This is a genomic window from Epibacterium sp. MM17-32 (assembly GCF_022348205.1).
Classification (GTDB): domain Bacteria; phylum Pseudomonadota; class Alphaproteobacteria; order Rhodobacterales; family Rhodobacteraceae; genus Epibacterium.
In genome coordinates this window covers 309703-324799 of the sequence record NZ_JAKRFC010000003.1, presented here as the reverse complement: position 1 = coordinate 324799, position 15097 = coordinate 309703, and the positions used below count along the sequence as shown (strand labels likewise).

General features: G+C 64.9%; 16 protein-coding genes. 9 read left to right on the top strand and 7 right to left on the bottom strand.

All coding sequences use genetic code 11. From position 1 onward, the window contains the following. Positions 1 to 297 precede the first annotated feature (297 nt). Positions 298 to 2082, top strand: coding sequence for an aspartate--tRNA ligase (gene aspS, locus MHM88_RS07335; RefSeq protein ID WP_239361986.1), 1785 nt, complete (start codon positions 298 to 300; stop codon positions 2080 to 2082). Positions 2083 to 2581: 499 nt separating this feature from the next. On the opposite strand, the gene MHM88_RS23110 is transcribed toward aspS, so the two are convergent. Both MHM88_RS23110 and MHM88_RS07330 read right to left on the bottom strand, forming a co-directional pair. After that, positions 2582 to 2710, bottom strand: coding sequence for a hypothetical protein (locus MHM88_RS23110; RefSeq protein ID WP_255729439.1), 129 nt, complete (start codon positions 2708 to 2710; stop codon positions 2582 to 2584). A 2-nt stretch (positions 2711 to 2712) separates the two neighbouring features. Beyond that, a complete protein-coding gene (locus tag MHM88_RS07330) occupies positions 2713 to 3432 on the bottom strand; it encodes a response regulator (RefSeq protein WP_239320580.1) in 720 nt (239 codons plus the stop codon). Between the two features lie 186 nt (positions 3433 to 3618). Here MHM88_RS07330 and mce point away from each other — a divergent pair, with 186 nt between their 5' ends. Both mce and MHM88_RS07320 read left to right on the top strand, forming a co-directional pair. Next, on the top strand, positions 3619 to 4023 hold the full coding sequence (mce, locus tag MHM88_RS07325) for a methylmalonyl-CoA epimerase (RefSeq protein WP_239320582.1): 405 nt from the start codon (positions 3619 to 3621) through the stop codon (positions 4021 to 4023). A 104-nt stretch (positions 4024 to 4127) separates the two neighbouring features. After that, entirely contained in the window at positions 4128 to 4403 is a 276-nt protein-coding gene (locus tag MHM88_RS07320) for a DUF1467 family protein (protein WP_239320585.1), read from the top strand. A gap of 309 nt (positions 4404 to 4712) precedes the next feature. On the opposite strand, the gene MHM88_RS07315 is transcribed toward MHM88_RS07320, so the two are convergent. Both MHM88_RS07315 and MHM88_RS07310 read right to left on the bottom strand, forming a co-directional pair. Beyond that, positions 4713 to 5405 carry an EI24 domain-containing protein gene (locus tag MHM88_RS07315; protein ID WP_239320621.1) on the bottom strand — a complete coding sequence of 231 codons (693 nt, stop codon included), beginning with the start codon at positions 5403 to 5405 and terminating at the stop codon, positions 4713 to 4715. Beyond that, entirely contained in the window at positions 5402 to 5980 is a 579-nt protein-coding gene (locus MHM88_RS07310) for a nitroreductase family protein (RefSeq protein ID WP_239361980.1), read from the bottom strand. The genes MHM88_RS07315 and MHM88_RS07310 overlap by 4 nt, the downstream gene beginning before the upstream one ends. Positions 5981 to 6199: 219 nt before the next feature. Between MHM88_RS07310 and MHM88_RS07305 the strand changes: the two genes are divergently transcribed. Next, complete coding sequence (locus tag MHM88_RS07305) at positions 6200 to 6481, top strand: DUF167 domain-containing protein (RefSeq protein WP_239361976.1); 282 nt, start codon at positions 6200 to 6202, stop codon at positions 6479 to 6481. 90 nt (positions 6482 to 6571) lie between these two features. On the opposite strand, the gene MHM88_RS07300 is transcribed toward MHM88_RS07305, so the two are convergent. Then, a complete protein-coding gene (locus MHM88_RS07300) occupies positions 6572 to 6814 on the bottom strand; it encodes a hypothetical protein (RefSeq protein WP_239361974.1) in 243 nt (80 codons plus the stop codon). 139 nt (positions 6815 to 6953) lie between these two features. Between MHM88_RS07300 and MHM88_RS07295 the strand changes: the two genes are divergently transcribed. The 3 genes from MHM88_RS07295 (at position 6954) to MHM88_RS07285 (ending at position 8368) form a co-directional block, all read left to right on the top strand. Next, the gene (locus tag MHM88_RS07295; protein WP_239361972.1) at positions 6954 to 7613 is read left to right on the top strand and encodes a M48 family metalloprotease; all 660 of its coding nucleotides are present in this window, start codon (positions 6954 to 6956) and stop codon (positions 7611 to 7613) included. Positions 7614 to 7621: 8 nt separating this feature from the next. After that, entirely contained in the window at positions 7622 to 8002 is a 381-nt protein-coding gene (locus MHM88_RS07290; protein ID WP_239361958.1) for a YigZ family protein, read from the top strand. Between the two features lie 90 nt (positions 8003 to 8092). After that, on the top strand, positions 8093 to 8368 hold the full coding sequence (locus tag MHM88_RS07285) for a DUF6455 family protein (RefSeq protein ID WP_239361956.1): 276 nt from the start codon (positions 8093 to 8095) through the stop codon (positions 8366 to 8368). A gap of 208 nt (positions 8369 to 8576) precedes the next feature. Here MHM88_RS07285 and rimO read toward each other — a convergent pair whose 3' ends face one another. Next, entirely contained in the window at positions 8577 to 9980 is a 1404-nt protein-coding gene (gene rimO / locus MHM88_RS07280) for a 30S ribosomal protein S12 methylthiotransferase RimO (RefSeq protein WP_239361954.1), read from the bottom strand. A gap of 177 nt (positions 9981 to 10157) precedes the next feature. On the opposite strand from rimO, the gene MHM88_RS07275 reads away from it, so the two are divergent. Together MHM88_RS07275 and MHM88_RS07270 are read left to right on the top strand one after the other, a co-directional pair. After that, the gene (locus MHM88_RS07275) at positions 10158 to 11414 is read left to right on the top strand and encodes a pentapeptide repeat-containing protein (protein WP_239361942.1); all 1257 of its coding nucleotides are present in this window, start codon (positions 10158 to 10160) and stop codon (positions 11412 to 11414) included. Positions 11415 to 11528: 114 nt separating this feature from the next. Beyond that, positions 11529 to 13469 carry an AsmA-like C-terminal region-containing protein gene (locus MHM88_RS07270; protein ID WP_239361940.1) on the top strand — a complete coding sequence of 647 codons (1941 nt, stop codon included), beginning with the start codon at positions 11529 to 11531 and terminating at the stop codon, positions 13467 to 13469. Between the two features lie 115 nt (positions 13470 to 13584). Here MHM88_RS07270 and MHM88_RS07265 read toward each other — a convergent pair whose 3' ends face one another. After that, complete coding sequence (locus tag MHM88_RS07265) at positions 13585 to 15081, bottom strand: phosphomannomutase/phosphoglucomutase (RefSeq protein ID WP_239361930.1); 1497 nt, start codon at positions 15079 to 15081, stop codon at positions 13585 to 13587. Between the last annotated feature and the right edge of the window lie 16 nt (positions 15082 to 15097).

Below are 15097 nucleotides of genomic sequence, written 5' to 3'. Positions count from 1 at the left end.
GGTCAGGATGCCGGCGGGGAAGGGGGGCAGCCGGTCCCCGCTGGGGACCGGCTGCGGCGCCGCGCATCGCGCGGCGCCCGGCCCAACCGCAAGGTGTTGCCCTGCCTGTGCAGGGCGGCCCGCGTGGGCGGGAGGGCCCCCGTCCCCCTGCGGTGGTGCGAAACAGGGCGATCAGGACGCTCAATTGGCCCGGTTTGCTTGACAAGACCGATCGAACCCTGTGTACGGGTGCGGATGAATTTTGCCCGGTGCTGATGCCCCGCATCGCGCCAGCCGCAGCCGAGAGAGACCAGATCCATGCACGCATACCGCAGCCACACCTGCGCCGAATTGAACAAATCCCACGTCGGCGAAACCGTTCGCCTGTCCGGCTGGGTCCACCGGGTCCGCGACCACGGCGGCCTCTTGTTCATCGACCTGCGCGACCATTACGGCGTCACCCAGGTGATGGCCGACCCCGACAGCCCGGTGTTTGCCGAGATCGAGAAGGTGCGCTCGGAATGGTGCATCCGCATCGACGGCAATGTCATGGCCCGCGACGACAGCCTGGTGAACCCGAAGATCCCCACCGGCGAGATCGAGGTGTTCATCCGCGACATCGAAATCCTCGGCAAATCCGAAGAGCTGCCGCTGATGGTCTTTGGCGAGCAGGAATACCCGGAAGAAACCCGCCTGCGCTATCGCTACCTCGACCTGCGGCGCGAGAAGATGCAGAACAACATGGTGCTGCGCGCGCAGATGATCCAGTCGATCCGCAAGCGCATGTGGGACAAGGGCTTCAACGAATACCAGACCCCGATCATCACCGCGTCCTCCCCCGAGGGCGCGCGCGACTTCCTGGTGCCGTCGCGCCTGCATCCGGGCAAGTTCTACGCGCTGCCGCAGGCGCCGCAGCAGTTCAAGCAGCTGATGATGGTGTCGGGCTTTGACAAGTATTTCCAGATCGCGCCCTGTTTCCGCGACGAGGACCCGCGCGCCGACCGCTCGCCCACCGATTTCTACCAGCTCGACATGGAAATGTCCTTTGTCACCCAGCAGGATGTGTTCGACACCATCGCACCGGTGATGGCGGGCGTGTTCGAGGAATTCGGCAAGGGCCGCAAGGTGGATGCCGCCGAAGACTGGCCGCAGATCTCCTACAAGGACGCGGCCCTGTGGTATGGCTCCGACAAGCCGGACCTGCGCAACCCGATCAAGATGCAGGTGGTGTCCGAGCATTTCCGCGGGTCCGGGTTCGCGATCTTTGCCAAGCTCCTGGAGCAGGACGGCACTGAGATCCGCGCCATTCCGGCACCGACCGGCGGCAGCCGCAAGTTCTGCGACCGCATGAACGCCTTTGCCCAGAAAGAGGGCCTGCCCGGCATGGGTTATATCTTCTGGCGCGAGAAGGACGGCGAAATGGAAGCCGCCGGACCGCTGGCCAAGAACATCGGGCCAGAGCGCACCGAAGCGATCCGCCAGCAGCTGGGGCTGGGCGTTGGCGATGCGGCCTTCTTCCTTGGTGGCAAGCCGAAGACGTTCGAGGCCGTTGCCGGCCGCGCCCGCAACGTAATCGGCGAGGAGCTGGGTCTGACCGACAAGGACCGCTTTGCCTTTGCCTGGATCGTGGATTTCCCGATCTACGAGAAGGACGAAGAAACCGGCAAGGTCGATTTCGAGCACAACCCCTTCTCCATGCCGCAGGGCGGGATGGAGGCGCTGCAGGGCGACCCATTGGCCGTGCGCGGGTTCCAGTATGACCTCGCCTGCAACGGCTACGAGCTGGTCTCGGGGGCGATCCGGAACCACAAGCCGGAGATCATGTTCAAGGCCTTTGAAATCGCGGGTTACGGCAAGGAAGAAGTCGAAAAACGCTTTGGCGGCATGGTCAATGCGTTCCAATATGGCGCGCCGCCGCACGGGGGCTGCGCGGCTGGTATCGACCGGATGGTGATGCTCCTGGCGGATGAGGCCAATATCCGCGAGGTCATCATGTTCCCGATGAACCAACGCGCCGAAGACCTGATGATGTCCGCGCCCTCCGAGCCGATGTCGGAGCAGCTTATGGAACTTGGCCTGCGCGTGATCCCGCAGGACGACTGATGCTGAGGCATCGGTAGACTGTGATGGGGGCGGCCAGTTTGGCCGCCCCTTTTCTTTGGTACGCGCGCGTTTTTGCGGCTGCCAGGGCGGCGTGTTTCAATACGGAGGGTCTTGCCTGGCGCAGCTATCCTGAGGGGGCAGGGCGACGACTGAAGGCACGGTGATCGATATGCGGGTGAACGCGACCTGGTGCCCGGCGTGTCACGCATTCTGTTCCGTTTTTGTTGGGCGCCGCGTCGGGGCGCTCTCTCGAACCCGCATCGTCGTGTGGGTTGATCGCGACCCGAAACCGGAGATCCGTCAAGCCTGCGCAGCGAATGGCGACGGTATTCCGCGTTCCAGGGTCCTGTGACCAAACCTGTCGCGAAAGGGGGGCTTGCAGGTGGGGAGGCTTGCCGGGGGCGCTCAATTCCGGGCGCAGTGACGACCGGAATGTCTGGCTTGTGGAAGACCCGGGCCCGCTGATTGGACTGTGGGCGCAGGCGCGAATGATCCGGATCTAGCGCAGCCGGAACCGACGGCGGGAGGTGCGGGGCTTTCCCGCATCCGGCCGGCTCGGGATCAGGCGGGACTGAAGCCCAAGGACGATGATCAGGGTCAGTGATGCGATCAGCAGTGTTTCCAGCATGATCAGATCGCGATCTTGCGCTGAAGCCGTTCCTGCACCAGATCGGCGATATGGGCGGCTTCGACGGCGATCGGGCCGCCGCTGCTGCGGGTTTCGGCCAGCCGGGTTGCGGCCTTGGCAAGCGGCGCATCTCCGACGCTGCGGGCCACACCGCCGAGGAATTGTGCCAGATAGTCCAGCGTCTTTTCATCGGCGGCTTCGCCCAGCACTTCGGCGGCGTGGGCCATATCGTCGCGAAAGGCGAGCAGGTCCGGCTCCACCGCTTCATCCGTCATCGGACGTGGGCCGAGCGGCTGGCGTTCGGGCGGCAGGTTGGACAGGATCGCGTTCTGAAACGCCGAGAGGGAGACGATCGGCTTGGGCAGGAAACTGTCGGCGCCGGCGGCCAGCGCGGTGGCTTCGGCGTTGTCATCACCGGAGATGCCCAGGATCACGGCAACGCGCGGATTGGCGTCGGCAAGGGACTGGATCAGATCCGCACCGGAGCCATCGGGCAGGCCGAGGTCGATGATCACCACCGAGGGGCGATAGACCTGGAGGTGCTTGCGCGCCGATTTCAGACTGTCGGCCCGTCGGATGCGTGCGCCGCTGCGCAAGCACAGAAGGCGCAGTGCCTCGCAGGCGTAGCGGCTGTCCTCGACCACCAGGATCGTCAACCCCAGAAGCGGGCGGCGTCCACTTCCCAGGCGGGTTGCGGAGGCAAAGAGATCCGAATCATCCATGTTCTGACCCTCACTGATTACATGGGTCGACGCTATGGATTCTGGGCTAACAACTCATTAACGGGGCGGGCTGTGACCACAGGACGCGGCGAGATACAGCTTCAGCGTGTGCGGATGGGCTTGCAACAAACATGCGGGTTTGATCTGTACGGGGACATATCATTTCCAACGCTGAGGGGCCTCGCCATGATCGGACGTCTGAACCATGTTGCCATTGCCGTGCCGGATCTTGAGGCTGCGGCGGCACAATACCGCGATACGCTGGGGGCCAAGGTGGGCGCGCCGCAGGCGGAGCCGGACCACGGTGTGACGGTGGTTTTCATCGAGCTGCCCAATACCAAGATCGAGCTGCTGCATCCGCTGGGGGAGGCCTCGCCGATCCAGGGGTTCCTCGACAAGAACCCGGCCGGCGGCATTCACCACATCTGCTATGAGGTCGAGGACATTCTGGCGGCGCGGGACCGGCTGCAGGCGCAGGGCGCCCGGGTGCTGGGCACCGGAGAGCCCAAGATCGGCGCCCATGGCAAGCCGGTGCTGTTCCTGCACCCCAAGGATTTCAACGGCTGCCTGGTGGAACTCGAACAGGTTTGAGACTAGATAGACCGCAAGCTGGCAAGGCGGTCGGATACGGGCCCTGATGCCGGCTGTGGCGTGTGGCGGGGCGCAGACTTCCCCGTATATGAGAGGAATATTCCATGGGTATCACATCCGCGATCGTGCTCTATGCGGTGATCTGGTTCCTGACCTTCCTGGTGGTGATCCCCATCCGTCTGGAAACACAGGGCGACGTGGGCGAGGTGGTGCCTGGCACCCACGCCGGCGCGCCCGAGCGGCATTTCCTGAAGCAGAAGGCCTGGATCACCACGGCGGCGGCGGCGGTGCTCTGGGCGATCATTGCCGGGGTCATCCTGTCCGGCGCGATCAGCGTCAATGATTTCGACTGGTTCGACCGGCTGCCAGACCGTCCCTGACACGATCCCTGACGATCCGGTGATTGTCGTCGCCCCCGCGCGGGTCTCGGCGCGTAGAGGCGATATGGACGGGGAGGCTCCCGCCCGTTGGCCCGGTCTGACACAGACCAGGCCGCCCGTTGGGCCGGGCGCCGGTCCTGGCGGACCGGCGCAGGGCGCCAGGATCGGACTTGGGCATGCCCTTGCCACCCGCGCATCCGCCGCGCCCCGCCAGGGGCGCGGCCGGGCCCAAGGCTGATTGGGTCGCATCTGTGATGCGGCGCACAGGCGCGGGAGCGTCCCCGGTGACAGGCAGCCGGGGACCTCCGGTCACTCCGCCCGCCACAGGGCGTGGAAGATATGGGTGAAGGTGGCCGCGCCGAGGATCGGGATCACCAGGTTCACCAGAGGCAGCGACAGCGGCATCGCCATCAGCACACCCGCAGCCCAGATCGTGGCGCCATGACGGCGGCGCAGTCGTTTGGCCTCCACCAGACCGACCCGGCGCGCGGCGGCGAGGGTGAAATACTCCCGCCCCAGCAGAAACCCGTTCAGCCCCCAGAAGATGAACAGGGCCGCCGGTGCAAACATCAGATACAGCACCAGCGCCAGCACATTGGCGGTGATCAGCACGCCGAGGAAGTTCACCGTGTCCTTCACCCCGTCCCAGACCGAGAGCCCGGGCACCGGCGCAAGATGCGGGTAGTGGCGGGCCTCCACCGCGGCAGCGACCTCATCCAGGAACATCGAGGTGATCGCAGAGGCGACCGGCACCATCAGAAACACCGACAGCAGCATCATGAAGAAGAAGGAGCCCACCGACAGCAGATCGTTGAGCCAGGTTACCTCGCCGATCAGGGGCAGGGTGGTTTCCGGCCCCACCATCCATTGGATCAGCATCAACAGCGCCGCATAGGCGACCACCAGCAGGGCGAAGGTCAGGCCGACGCCAAGGAACAGCACCCGGCGAAAGCGCGGATCGCCGGTCTGGCCCAGGGCCTTGCCAAAGGCCGCAAAAATCATGTCTCGACCCAGCTGGTGAGCGCCGCCACATCGGGGCGCGGGCGGTCGGGCGGCACCGCACCTTCGGTGGCGATATGCACCAGCCCCGCGATGCGCTCGTTGGGGGCGAGGTCAAAGGCCGCCTCGCAGAAGCCCCGGTCGTGGCTCATCCAGCCCGAGATCCAATTCGCCCCCCAGCCAGCCGCCAGCGCCGCGTTCAGCAGGGCCAGACAGACCGCACCCGCGGAATAGGTCATTTCCAGCGCCGGGATCTTGGGGTTGTCCTTCTGGATCTCCACCACCACCACGGCAAGCTGGCCGAGGTCGAACTGGCTGCGGGCCTTGGCGATGTCGTCCGCCGATTTGCCCAGGCGCGCACCGGTCTCCTCGGTCAGCTGCGCCAGCCGTGCCATGGCCCCGTGTTCCACCACGATAAAGCGCCAGGGCTCCAGCTTGCCATGGTCCGGCGTGCGGGCGGCGGCGGTCAGGAGGTCCATCAGCTCCGCGCGGTCGGGCGCCGGGGCGACCAGGGTCTTGGCCGGGCGGGAGCGGCGGCGGTGCAGGAAGTCGAGGGCGGCCTCGTTGCGTTGCGGCATATGTAAAACCTCTTTACATTTGGTCTCCCCCTATGTCGGGCAGCGGGAGCGGGGTTTCAAGGGGAAAGGGGCCGGGCTGCGGACCTGTATGAGGGCGGGCACGCGGGGCTGGGACCGGATCGTCACAGGGTGTACGAAGGCGCAGGTCGGTCGTCCACTGGTGCGGCTGCACAGGCAGGCGAGCGATGACGCACATTGCGCAAAAAGGGGGATCGACATATGGCACGGCCAAAGGCGCGGGAACTGGCGGATCTGAGCGACCTTGCGCAGCCGGGGGCGGAGATTGCGGTGCGGGTGACGCCGCGATCAGCCTATAACGCGGTGGTGCGGCGGGGGGATGTCATCAAGGTGCTGGTGACGACTGTGCCTGAGGGCGGCAAGGCCACGGCGGATGTACAGGCGCTGCTGGCCCGTGCCCTTGGTCTTGCGCCGTCGCGGCTGGAGTTGCGGCGCGGCGCTGCCGCGCGGGACAAGGTCTTTGTCATCCGCTATGGCGATTAGGGACGGCCTGCGGCGGGGCCACAGGGCGCGCTCTGGTCTCCGGCGGTGCCCGGCACAGGCAGAGAGGGCTGACGCGGCCGTCCGCGGGGCTCAGCCGTTCTTTTCCAGCACCAGGCGATAGACGCCTTCGGGCAGATCCAGCGCCGCGGCAAGGTCCTGCACCTGTTCCGGCGACAGGGTGATGCGCTGCACGACATTGGTGCGCGGGTCGAATTGTTCGATGGTCACGCATTCGGCAAAGGCGTTCAGGATCACATCCTCGTTCAGATGCGTCTTGCCCTCGTCGACGAGCGTGATCACGGTGGAATCGAATTCGTGCTCGATGGTAAACATGTCTCCAGAGTGCCACCCAGCGCCCGTCTCTGGCAAGTCGGGATCGGGGGCGCCGGTCCGCTGGCACACATTCCCGCCAACCGTTTGCACCCGCGCGGTGATCCGGTCTAGCGTGGAGATGCTCTAGTTTTGGAATAGCATGCGCCGTTATCTGATTCTCATTCTCCTGTGGGTGGCAGGCTGTACCGGGGTGATGCCCGATGATCCGGCCTATCGCGCCTTTGTCGCGGTGGCGCAGGACGTGGAGCCCGTGGCGGAAGCCGAATGCATCAAGCAGAACCCCAACCGCAACTGCGATTTCGACGTGCAGCTGGATCTCGACCCGCAGGCGCCGGCCAATGCGTTCCAGACCGTTGATCGCAACGGGCGTCCGGTGGTGATCTTCACCGCCGCCATGCTGAAGACCTTTCGCAACCCCGACGAGATGGCCTTTGTGATGAGCCATGAGGTGGCGCATCACATCCTCGGGCATCTGGATCAGCAGCGGCGCAACGCGGTGCAGGGGGCGGTGTTCCTGGGCGAGCTGGTCTCGCTCGAAGGGGGCACACCGGAGGAAATCGCCAATGCGCAATATGTCGGTGCGGTGGTGGGTGCGCGCAGCTATTCCAAGGCGTTTGAGTTGGAAGCGGATGCGCTGGGCACGGTCATCACCCATCTGGCGGGCTATCGCCCCAGTGTCGGGGTCCGCTTTTTCGAGCAGATCCCCGATCCCGGTGATGCGTTCCTCGGCACCCATCCGGCCAATCCGGACCGTATCCTGGTGGTGCGGGAGACGATCCGCACCTACGGGCTGAACTGAGGCAGGCAATGACACGGAATGACAAGGCCGCGACGCCGGCCCTGACCCGGCTTGGCGTGGTGCTGACAGATCGCGGGTCCAAATATGCGGTGAGCGGCGCGCCGGTCACCAGCCGCGCCGAGGTCGACGCGGTGCTGGCCGCGCTGAAGGAAGACCGCGCCTATGCCAAGGCCACCCACAACACCTGGGCGGCGATGCTGCCCGCCGGCGCGCTCAAGGCCGACGATGGCGAAAGCGGCGCCGGCATGGTGATCCTGCGGATGATGGAGCGCGAGGAGATCGCCGATCACGTCATCATCGTCACCCGCTGGTACGGCGGCAAGAAGCTGGGCGGCGACCGGTTCCGCCGGGTGCAGGATGCGGTCCGCGCCTATCTGGAGGCGCGCTGAGGGCGGCAGGGGCGGATTTGACCTCGATCAAGGCGCGCGGCTGCGGCGGCGGGCATGGTGGTCCCCGTGAACAGGATCAGGAGCCGCGCGATGACCGACCCGGAGACACTGAAGACCCACGCCGACCTCTTTGACCGCATGGGGCGGGCCATGGGCCTCGACCTTGAACAGGAAGCCGTGAATGGCACGCTCAGGTTCGAGGAAATCGCCGAAGCGGTCCTGCGCTGCACCCGCTGCGCCTGCCCGCAGGTCTGTGACCGCAAGCTGGCCAGCCTGCAGGGCGAGATCGAGCGCACCCCGGATTACTGCCGCAACGCCGATCTGTTGGCCTATCTGAAGGAAGAGCAGGCAGTGGCAGCGGAGTAGGGGGCAGCCGCAAAAGCCATTTGGCCGCCTATTCAAGCCTGTGCAGCGCACAGGCAGCGCCCGACCCTCCCCCCGGGAGGGCGCTTGCGCACCCACCCAGGCTCGGGCGCTCAGGTGGGGCCCTGCCATTCTGTGACAAAGATGAATTTCGCTCCCGTGGGGGAGGTCGGGGGCTGTCCGGCCGCTCGGCCGGACCGATCAATCGAGGTTAGCGCAGCGCGCCCCAGAGATCATACTCCCCGGCCTCATCCACCTCGACCGTCACCAGATCGCCAACGTTCAGCCCTTCGGTGCCCTCGTCGATGAACAGGTTGCCGTCGATCTCCGGCGCGTCGGCCTTGGTGCGGCAGGTGGCGATGCCGTCTGCGTCGATGTCGTCCACGATCACTTGCATCACCTGACCGACCTTGGCGGCCAGCTTCGCCTCGGAAATCGCCTGCGCCTTTTCCATGAACCGGTCCCAGCGCTCCTGCTTGACCTCTTCGGGCACGTGATCGGGCAGCGCGTTGGAGCGCGCGCCGTCGACGTTTTCGTATTTGAAGCAACCCACCCGATCCAGCTGCGCCTCGTCCATCCAGTCCAGCAGATGCTGGAACTCGGCTTCCGTCTCGCCGGGGTAGCCGACGATGAAGGTCGACCGCAGGGTGATCTCGGGGCAGATCGCGCGCCAGGCGCGGATTTCGTCCAGGGTCTTGGCCGCCGCCGCGGGACGCGCCATGCGCTTCAGCACATCCGGGTGGGCGTGCTGGAAGGGGATGTCGAGATAGGGCAGCACTGCGTTGGCGGGGTCGGCCATCAGCGGGATCAGCTCGCGCACCGAGGGGTAGGGGTAGACATAGTGCAGCCGCACCCACAGCTCCTCGGCCGGGGCCAGCTCCCCCAGAGCGCGGGTGAGGTCGGTGATATGGCTGCGGACCTCGCCGTCCTTCCACGGGTTCACGTCATATTTGCGATCCAGACCATAGGCGGAGGTGTCCTGAGAGATCACCAGGAGTTCACGCACGCCGGCACCGACCAGCTTTTCCGCCTCGCGCAGTACCGCATGGGCGGGGCGCGACGCCAGACGCCCGCGCATGGCCGGAATGATGCAGAACTTGCACTTGTGATTGCAGCCCTCGGAGATCTTCAGATAGCTGAAGTGGCGCGGGGTGAGCTTCACGCCCGCCGCCGGCAGCAGGTCCACAAAGGGGTTGGGCGCGGGCGGCACCGCGGCATGCACCGCGTCCAGCACCTGTTCGTATTGATGCGGGCCGGTCACGGCGAGGATGCGCGGGTGGTGGTCGCGGATGTAGTCCGGCTCCGCCCCCAGACAGCCGGTCACGATCACCTTGCCGTTTTCCTTCAGCGCCTCGCCGATGGCCTCAAGGCTCTCAGCCTTGGCGCTGTCGAGAAAACCGCAGGTGTTGACGATCACCGCATCGGCGCCGGAATAGTCGGCCGAGATGCCATAGCCCTCGGCCCGCAGCCGGGTGAGGATGCGTTCGCTGTCCACCAGCGCCTTGGGGCAGCCGAGCGAGACCATGCCGAGGGTCGGCTGGTCGGGGCGGGGGGCTGACCCGAAGGTGGGTTTCGGAGCAAGGTCGGGGCGGAGATCTGGCGGATTGCTGGTCATGGCCGTCGTATAAACCGCGCGCGCGGGCAAGGGAATGCAGGATTTGCATGCTCCGCTGACCGCCGCGCGGAGGCGGGAGCGGTTTTCTGACGCGGCCTGGCGCAAAACACCCTTGGCCCGGCCCCTGCACGCTGGTTAGGCTGGCTGTACCACGATTTTGATGACGAAAGCCGATTGATGACTGATGCGCCCGAGACCCCAGAGAGCCTAAGCCCCGCCAATGAAAACCCCTGGTACATCCTGATGACGCTTCATGGCGAGCAGAAGGGGGAGGAGATTGATTGGGAGTTGCACGAGAAAAATCGACAATCTTGGCACGCTTGGATTGGACAATATATCCTAGAAGGGCCGCAGCTTTCGGCTGTCGAAGGATCAAGAATAGATATCAACGAACTGCATCCAAGCAATCACAACAAAAAAGCATTTGAGCGACAGTGGCAAAACAGGATTATAGGAACCGATGTAGGTTCCCCTCCAGATCCGAAGGGGCGAATACGTTTAGAGAACGCCATTTTTAGTAGCAGTCTTCATCTTGATAAATTTGTTTTTCAATCAAGAGTTTCTTTTCAAGGATCAGTTTTTACCAAAGGCGTTAGCTTTGAGAACGCCTCGTTCACGCAGGAGGCTCATCTGGAAAAAGCCACCTTCGAGGGAACCGTATCTTTTCGATCCGCATACATTCGAGGTTTTTCTTATTTTACTAAAACACGATTTGGAATCGGCGGGAACAAAATCTGTCTTCCGGATTTCACCGACTGTCAATTTGAAAAACCAATCTCTTTTCGTCAGGCGCTGTTCCGCGATGGTTGCCCTGATTTCACTGGGGCGGTGCTGCACGAAAAAACCAGTTTCACCGCGCGGCTGCAGCCGACTTCGGATGAAATTGCCGAAGATAAGGACCTCGAGGGGCAGACCTACTGGCCCCAGAAAACCAAACAGGACCCGGTCAGTGCGCGCGAAAGCTGTGCCACCATCCGGCATGTGCTGACCCAGCAAGGGCTGCCGGAGGAGGCGCATTTCTTCTTTCGCCGGGAAATGCATTTTGCCGGGCTGCCCAGTGAAGGGCGGAGCCTCGGCGCGCGGCTGCCTTATCTGTTGTTCGGCTGGTTGTCCGATTTTGGGTATTCGATCCAGCGGCCTCTTGTGTGGCTGCTGTGTCTGTGGGCCTTTGGCGGTGCTGCCTTCTGGGGCTATCTTGCAAGCTGTTGCGTGCCCGCGCCGCTGGATGTGGTGGAGCGCCCGATGGGCACGGCGATGGCGCTGAGCTTTTCCAACCTGTTTCCGCTCTTTGGCTTTGGTCGAGGCACCCTCGGTGAGATCCTGGACAAGATGCCGCCCGTGCTCCAGGTGCTGTCGGGGGCGCAGACCGTGTTGTCGCTGCCGCTGTTGTTTTTCCTCGGTCTGGCGCTGCGGCAGCGGTTTCGATTGCGCTGAGGTCGCGGTGGGCGGCTGCGGTGGATTGATCCCGCGCGCGAGCGGTGTAATCTGCGCCAAAGCCCACGCACTGCGGGCTCAATCCCGACGCACTCCCAGAAGGGGCCAAGACCTATGCGCCTGATTTTTCGTATCCTCTCTGCATTTCTGCTGACCATTGCCGTGGCGCTTGTGCTGCTGACCTTTCTGCCCGGGCAGAAGCTGGCCGAGCTGGCCGGACAGCAGATCGAGAAACAGACCGGACGGCAGGTGGTCTTTGGCGGCGATGTGCGGTTTTCCTTCTGGCCGACGCTGGGCATCCAGGCGGACAATGTGGCCTTTGCCAATGCCGACTGGGCCGGGCCGGAGCCGATGCTGACGGCCGGTCGGCTGACCATCGGGGTGGATGCGGCGCGGCTGATCCGGGGCGATGTGCGGGTCACCGAGCTGACCGCGATCGTGCCGCATCTGAACCTGGAGACCCGGGCGGATGGCACCGGAAACTGGGTCTTTGAACCCGCTGAAGGGGCGGCGGGCGGCGCCGCGGCCGAGGGGGCGGGCGATGCGCAGGCCTCCTTTGCCATCGAGGCGATCTCGCTCAGCGGGGCCTCGCTGCGCTATGCGCCCCACGGCCAGGAGCCGGTGGAGATGGACCAGCTGGACCTCAACCTGCTGTGGCCGGAGCCCACCGGCACCGCGACGGTGGATCTGACCCTGCGTCCAGCAGGATCGCCGCTGCGGGTGCAGGGCGAGGTGGGCCAGTTTGCCCGTTTTCTTGGCGGCGAGGTGGCGTCGGTCGGGCTGACGATGACGGCGGCGGCCAGCAAGCTGCGGCTGGACGGGCGGGCGGATCTGACCGGGGCCTTTGACGGCCGCGTGACCGGCGCCAGCGAGGACACCCGTGCCCTGATGACGGCGCTGGGACAGGCGCCGGTGGAGATCCCGCGCGGCCTCGGTCAGGCGGTTCAGGTGGCGGCGGACACCACCTATACGCCGGATGGCAAGCTGGCGCTGCGCGACCTCAGCCTGACGCTGGATCACAACAGCCTCGGCGGCGAGGCGGATCTGACGCTTGGCAGTGCGCCGATACGGGTGACGGCGGCGTTGCGGGCGGATGTGCTGGATCTGAGCGCGCTGGATGCGCCGCAACCGGGGGCTGCCGGGGGCGGCGCTGCGGGGGCGGGTGCGCAGGGCTGGTCGAGCGATCCCATTGATGCCTCGGCGCTGGGGCTGCTGGACGGGCAGATCGGCCTTGATGTGCAGGGGCTGAAGACCAGCGCGCTGACGCTGGGGCCAAGCCGGCTGAACCTGGTCATCGACCGGTCGCGGGCGGTGTTGTCCCTGCTGCCGGTCCAGGCCTTTGGCGGCAGTCTTCAGGGCGAGCTGATCGCCAACAATCGCAACGGGTTGTCGGTGGCCGGGCGGCTGAGCTTTGCCGATGTGAAGATGCAGGAGGCGCTGGGGCAGCTGGCGGGCTATGACAAGCTGACGGGCGAGGCGCTGGGCACGCTGGAGTTTCTCGGTGTCGGCAACTCCATGGATCAGATCATGCGGTCGCTTGATGGCAAGGGGACGCTGGAGATCGGCAAGGGGTTCTTTACCGGGTTTGACCTGCAGTCGATCATGGATCCCGACGGCGGCAATGGCGGCACCACCGTGTTCGACGGTCTGACGGCGAGTTTCAACATCGCCGATGGCACGCTGACCAATCAAGATTTCCTGGCCACGCTGGAGGCGCTGAAGGCCGAGGGGGAGGGGCGCGTCGGGATCGGGGCGCAGGATCTGGACTATACCTTTACCCCGACCGCCTTTGCCAGTGAGACCTCCGCCGGGGTGTCGGTGCCGGTGCGCATATCCGGGTCCTGGTTCGATCCGAAGATCAAGCCGGACCTGAGCAAGCTGGTGGAGCCGCAGCTGGAAGACGCCGAGGAGAAGGCGAAACAGGCGGTGAAGGACAAGCTGAGCGAGGAGCTGGGGGTGCCGGTAGAGACCGAAGAGGACCTGAATGACGCGCTGAAACGCCGGGTCGAGGAAGAGGCACGGGAGCAGTTGCTGAAATTCCTCGGCGGCAACTGAGGCTGCGTTCCGGACCGGGGCGCGGCCCCGGACCCCGGGATATTTGTCAAGAAGATGAAGGTGAAGAGCCACGCCTCCTGTCCGGGGCGCGGCTGCTCTGTGCGGGGGGCGCCGGTCAGATGGTCTGGTCGTAGTCGCCGACGGCGGGTTCGGTGCGGATCACGGCATCGATGTCGGCGAAGATGGCGCGCATCTCGGCCTCGCTGTCGGAGCTTTCGCAGACCACCACCAGGTTCGGCGTGTTCGAAGACGCGCGCACCAGCCCCCAGGAGCCGTTGTCCAGGATGACGCGGGCGCCGTTGACGGTGACCACCTCTTTGATGGTGCGGCCGGCAAAGGTGTCACCCGCCTCGTGTTTGGCGACGAGTTTCTGCACCAGCCGGTCGAGGATGTCGTATTTCTCGGTATCGGCGGCATAGGGCGACATGGTGGGGGTGGACCAGGTTTTCGGCAGCGCCTTGCGCAGGTCGGACATCTGCATGTCGGGATTGCGGTCCATCAGCTTGCAGATTTCCACCGCGACGCGCATGCCGTCGTCATAGCCACGGCCCACCGGCTCTGCCATGAAGTAGTGGCCGGATTTCTCGAAGCCCGCCAGCGCGCCGAGTTCGTGCACGCGGCGTTTCATGTGGCTGTGGCCGGTCTTCCAGTAGTCGGCGGTAACGCCATTGGCCTGAAGCTCCGGGTCGGAGGCGAAGAGGCCGGTGGATTTCACATCCGCAACGAAGGTGGCGTTGGGGTGGAGTTTCGACAGGTCCCGCGCCATGATGACGCCCACCTTGTCGGCAAAGATCTCCTCGCCCTCGTCATCGACCACGCCGCAGCGGTCGCCGTCGCCGTCAAACCCCAGCGCGAAATCCGCGCCCGAGGCGCGCACGCTGTCCGCCATGTCGTGCAGCATTTCCATCGCTTCGGGATTGGGATTGTAGTGCGGGAAGGTGTAGTCGAGGGAATTGTGGCTTTCGACCACCTCGACGCCGATGCGTTTGAACAGCGCCGGTGCAAAGGCGGCGGCGGTGCCGTTGCCGGTGGCGCAGACGACCTTGAGCTTGCGGGACATTTTGAAGTCGCCGACGAGGTCGTCCATATAGGCGTCCCAGACGCCATCGACGAATTCATAGGCGCCGCCGGGGCGCGGCTCGCCCTTGCCGTTGAGCACGATGTCCTTCAGCTCTGCCATTTCGTCCGGGCCGTGGGTCAGCGGCATGTTGAAGCCCATCTTGACCCCGGTCCAGCCGTTGGGGTTGTGCGAGGCGGTGACCATGGCCACCGCGCAGCCGCCGAGGTGGAAGGATGAAAAATAGGCCATCGGCGTGATGCAGGGGCCGATGTCCTTGACCGTGATGCCGGCCTGCATGAGGCCGAGGATCAGCGCGTTCTTGATGGTCAGCGAATAATCGCGGTAGTCGTTGCCCACCGCGATCACCGGGTCGATGCCATTGCGGATCATCTGGGTGCCAAGGCCGAGGCCGAGGGCGGTCATGCCGGGCAGGTTGATCTCGTCGGGGTATTTCCAGCGCGCGTCATATTCGCGAAAGCCGGTGGGCGTGATCATCGGATCGCGCAGGAATTCCCAGGTGTTTGGCGTCACTTCGGGCAGCGGTTTGGTCATCGGAAAACAGGTCCTT

Bases quoted from the DNA above. Each gene is read 5' to 3' on its own strand.
- aspS (WP_239361986.1), top strand. From the start codon at position 298: ATGCACGCATACCGCAGCCACACCTGCGCCGAATTGAACAAATCCCAC.
- MHM88_RS23110 (WP_255729439.1), bottom strand. From the start codon at position 2,710: ATGCTGGAAACACTGCTGATCGCATCACTGACCCTGATCATCGTCCTT.
- MHM88_RS07330 (WP_239320580.1), bottom strand. From the start codon at position 3,432: ATGGATGATTCGGATCTCTTTGCCTCCGCAACCCGCCTGGGAAGTGGA.
- mce (WP_239320582.1), top strand. From the start codon at position 3,619: ATGATCGGACGTCTGAACCATGTTGCCATTGCCGTGCCGGATCTTGAG.
- MHM88_RS07320 (WP_239320585.1), top strand. From the start codon at position 4,128: ATGGGTATCACATCCGCGATCGTGCTCTATGCGGTGATCTGGTTCCTG.
- MHM88_RS07315 (WP_239320621.1), bottom strand. From the start codon at position 5,405: ATGATTTTTGCGGCCTTTGGCAAGGCCCTGGGCCAGACCGGCGATCCG.
- MHM88_RS07310 (WP_239361980.1), bottom strand. From the start codon at position 5,980: ATGCCGCAACGCAACGAGGCCGCCCTCGACTTCCTGCACCGCCGCCGC.
- MHM88_RS07305 (WP_239361976.1), top strand. From the start codon at position 6,200: ATGGCACGGCCAAAGGCGCGGGAACTGGCGGATCTGAGCGACCTTGCG.
- MHM88_RS07300 (WP_239361974.1), bottom strand. From the start codon at position 6,814: ATGTTTACCATCGAGCACGAATTCGATTCCACCGTGATCACGCTCGTC.
- MHM88_RS07295 (WP_239361972.1), top strand. From the start codon at position 6,954: ATGCGCCGTTATCTGATTCTCATTCTCCTGTGGGTGGCAGGCTGTACC.
- MHM88_RS07290 (WP_239361958.1), top strand. From the start codon at position 7,622: ATGACACGGAATGACAAGGCCGCGACGCCGGCCCTGACCCGGCTTGGC.
- MHM88_RS07285 (WP_239361956.1), top strand. From the start codon at position 8,093: ATGACCGACCCGGAGACACTGAAGACCCACGCCGACCTCTTTGACCGC.
- rimO (WP_239361954.1), bottom strand. From the start codon at position 9,980: ATGACCAGCAATCCGCCAGATCTCCGCCCCGACCTTGCTCCGAAACCC.
- MHM88_RS07275 (WP_239361942.1), top strand. From the start codon at position 10,158: ATGACTGATGCGCCCGAGACCCCAGAGAGCCTAAGCCCCGCCAATGAA.
- MHM88_RS07270 (WP_239361940.1), top strand. From the start codon at position 11,529: ATGCGCCTGATTTTTCGTATCCTCTCTGCATTTCTGCTGACCATTGCC.
- MHM88_RS07265 (WP_239361930.1), bottom strand. From the start codon at position 15,081: ATGACCAAACCGCTGCCCGAAGTGACGCCAAACACCTGGGAATTCCTG.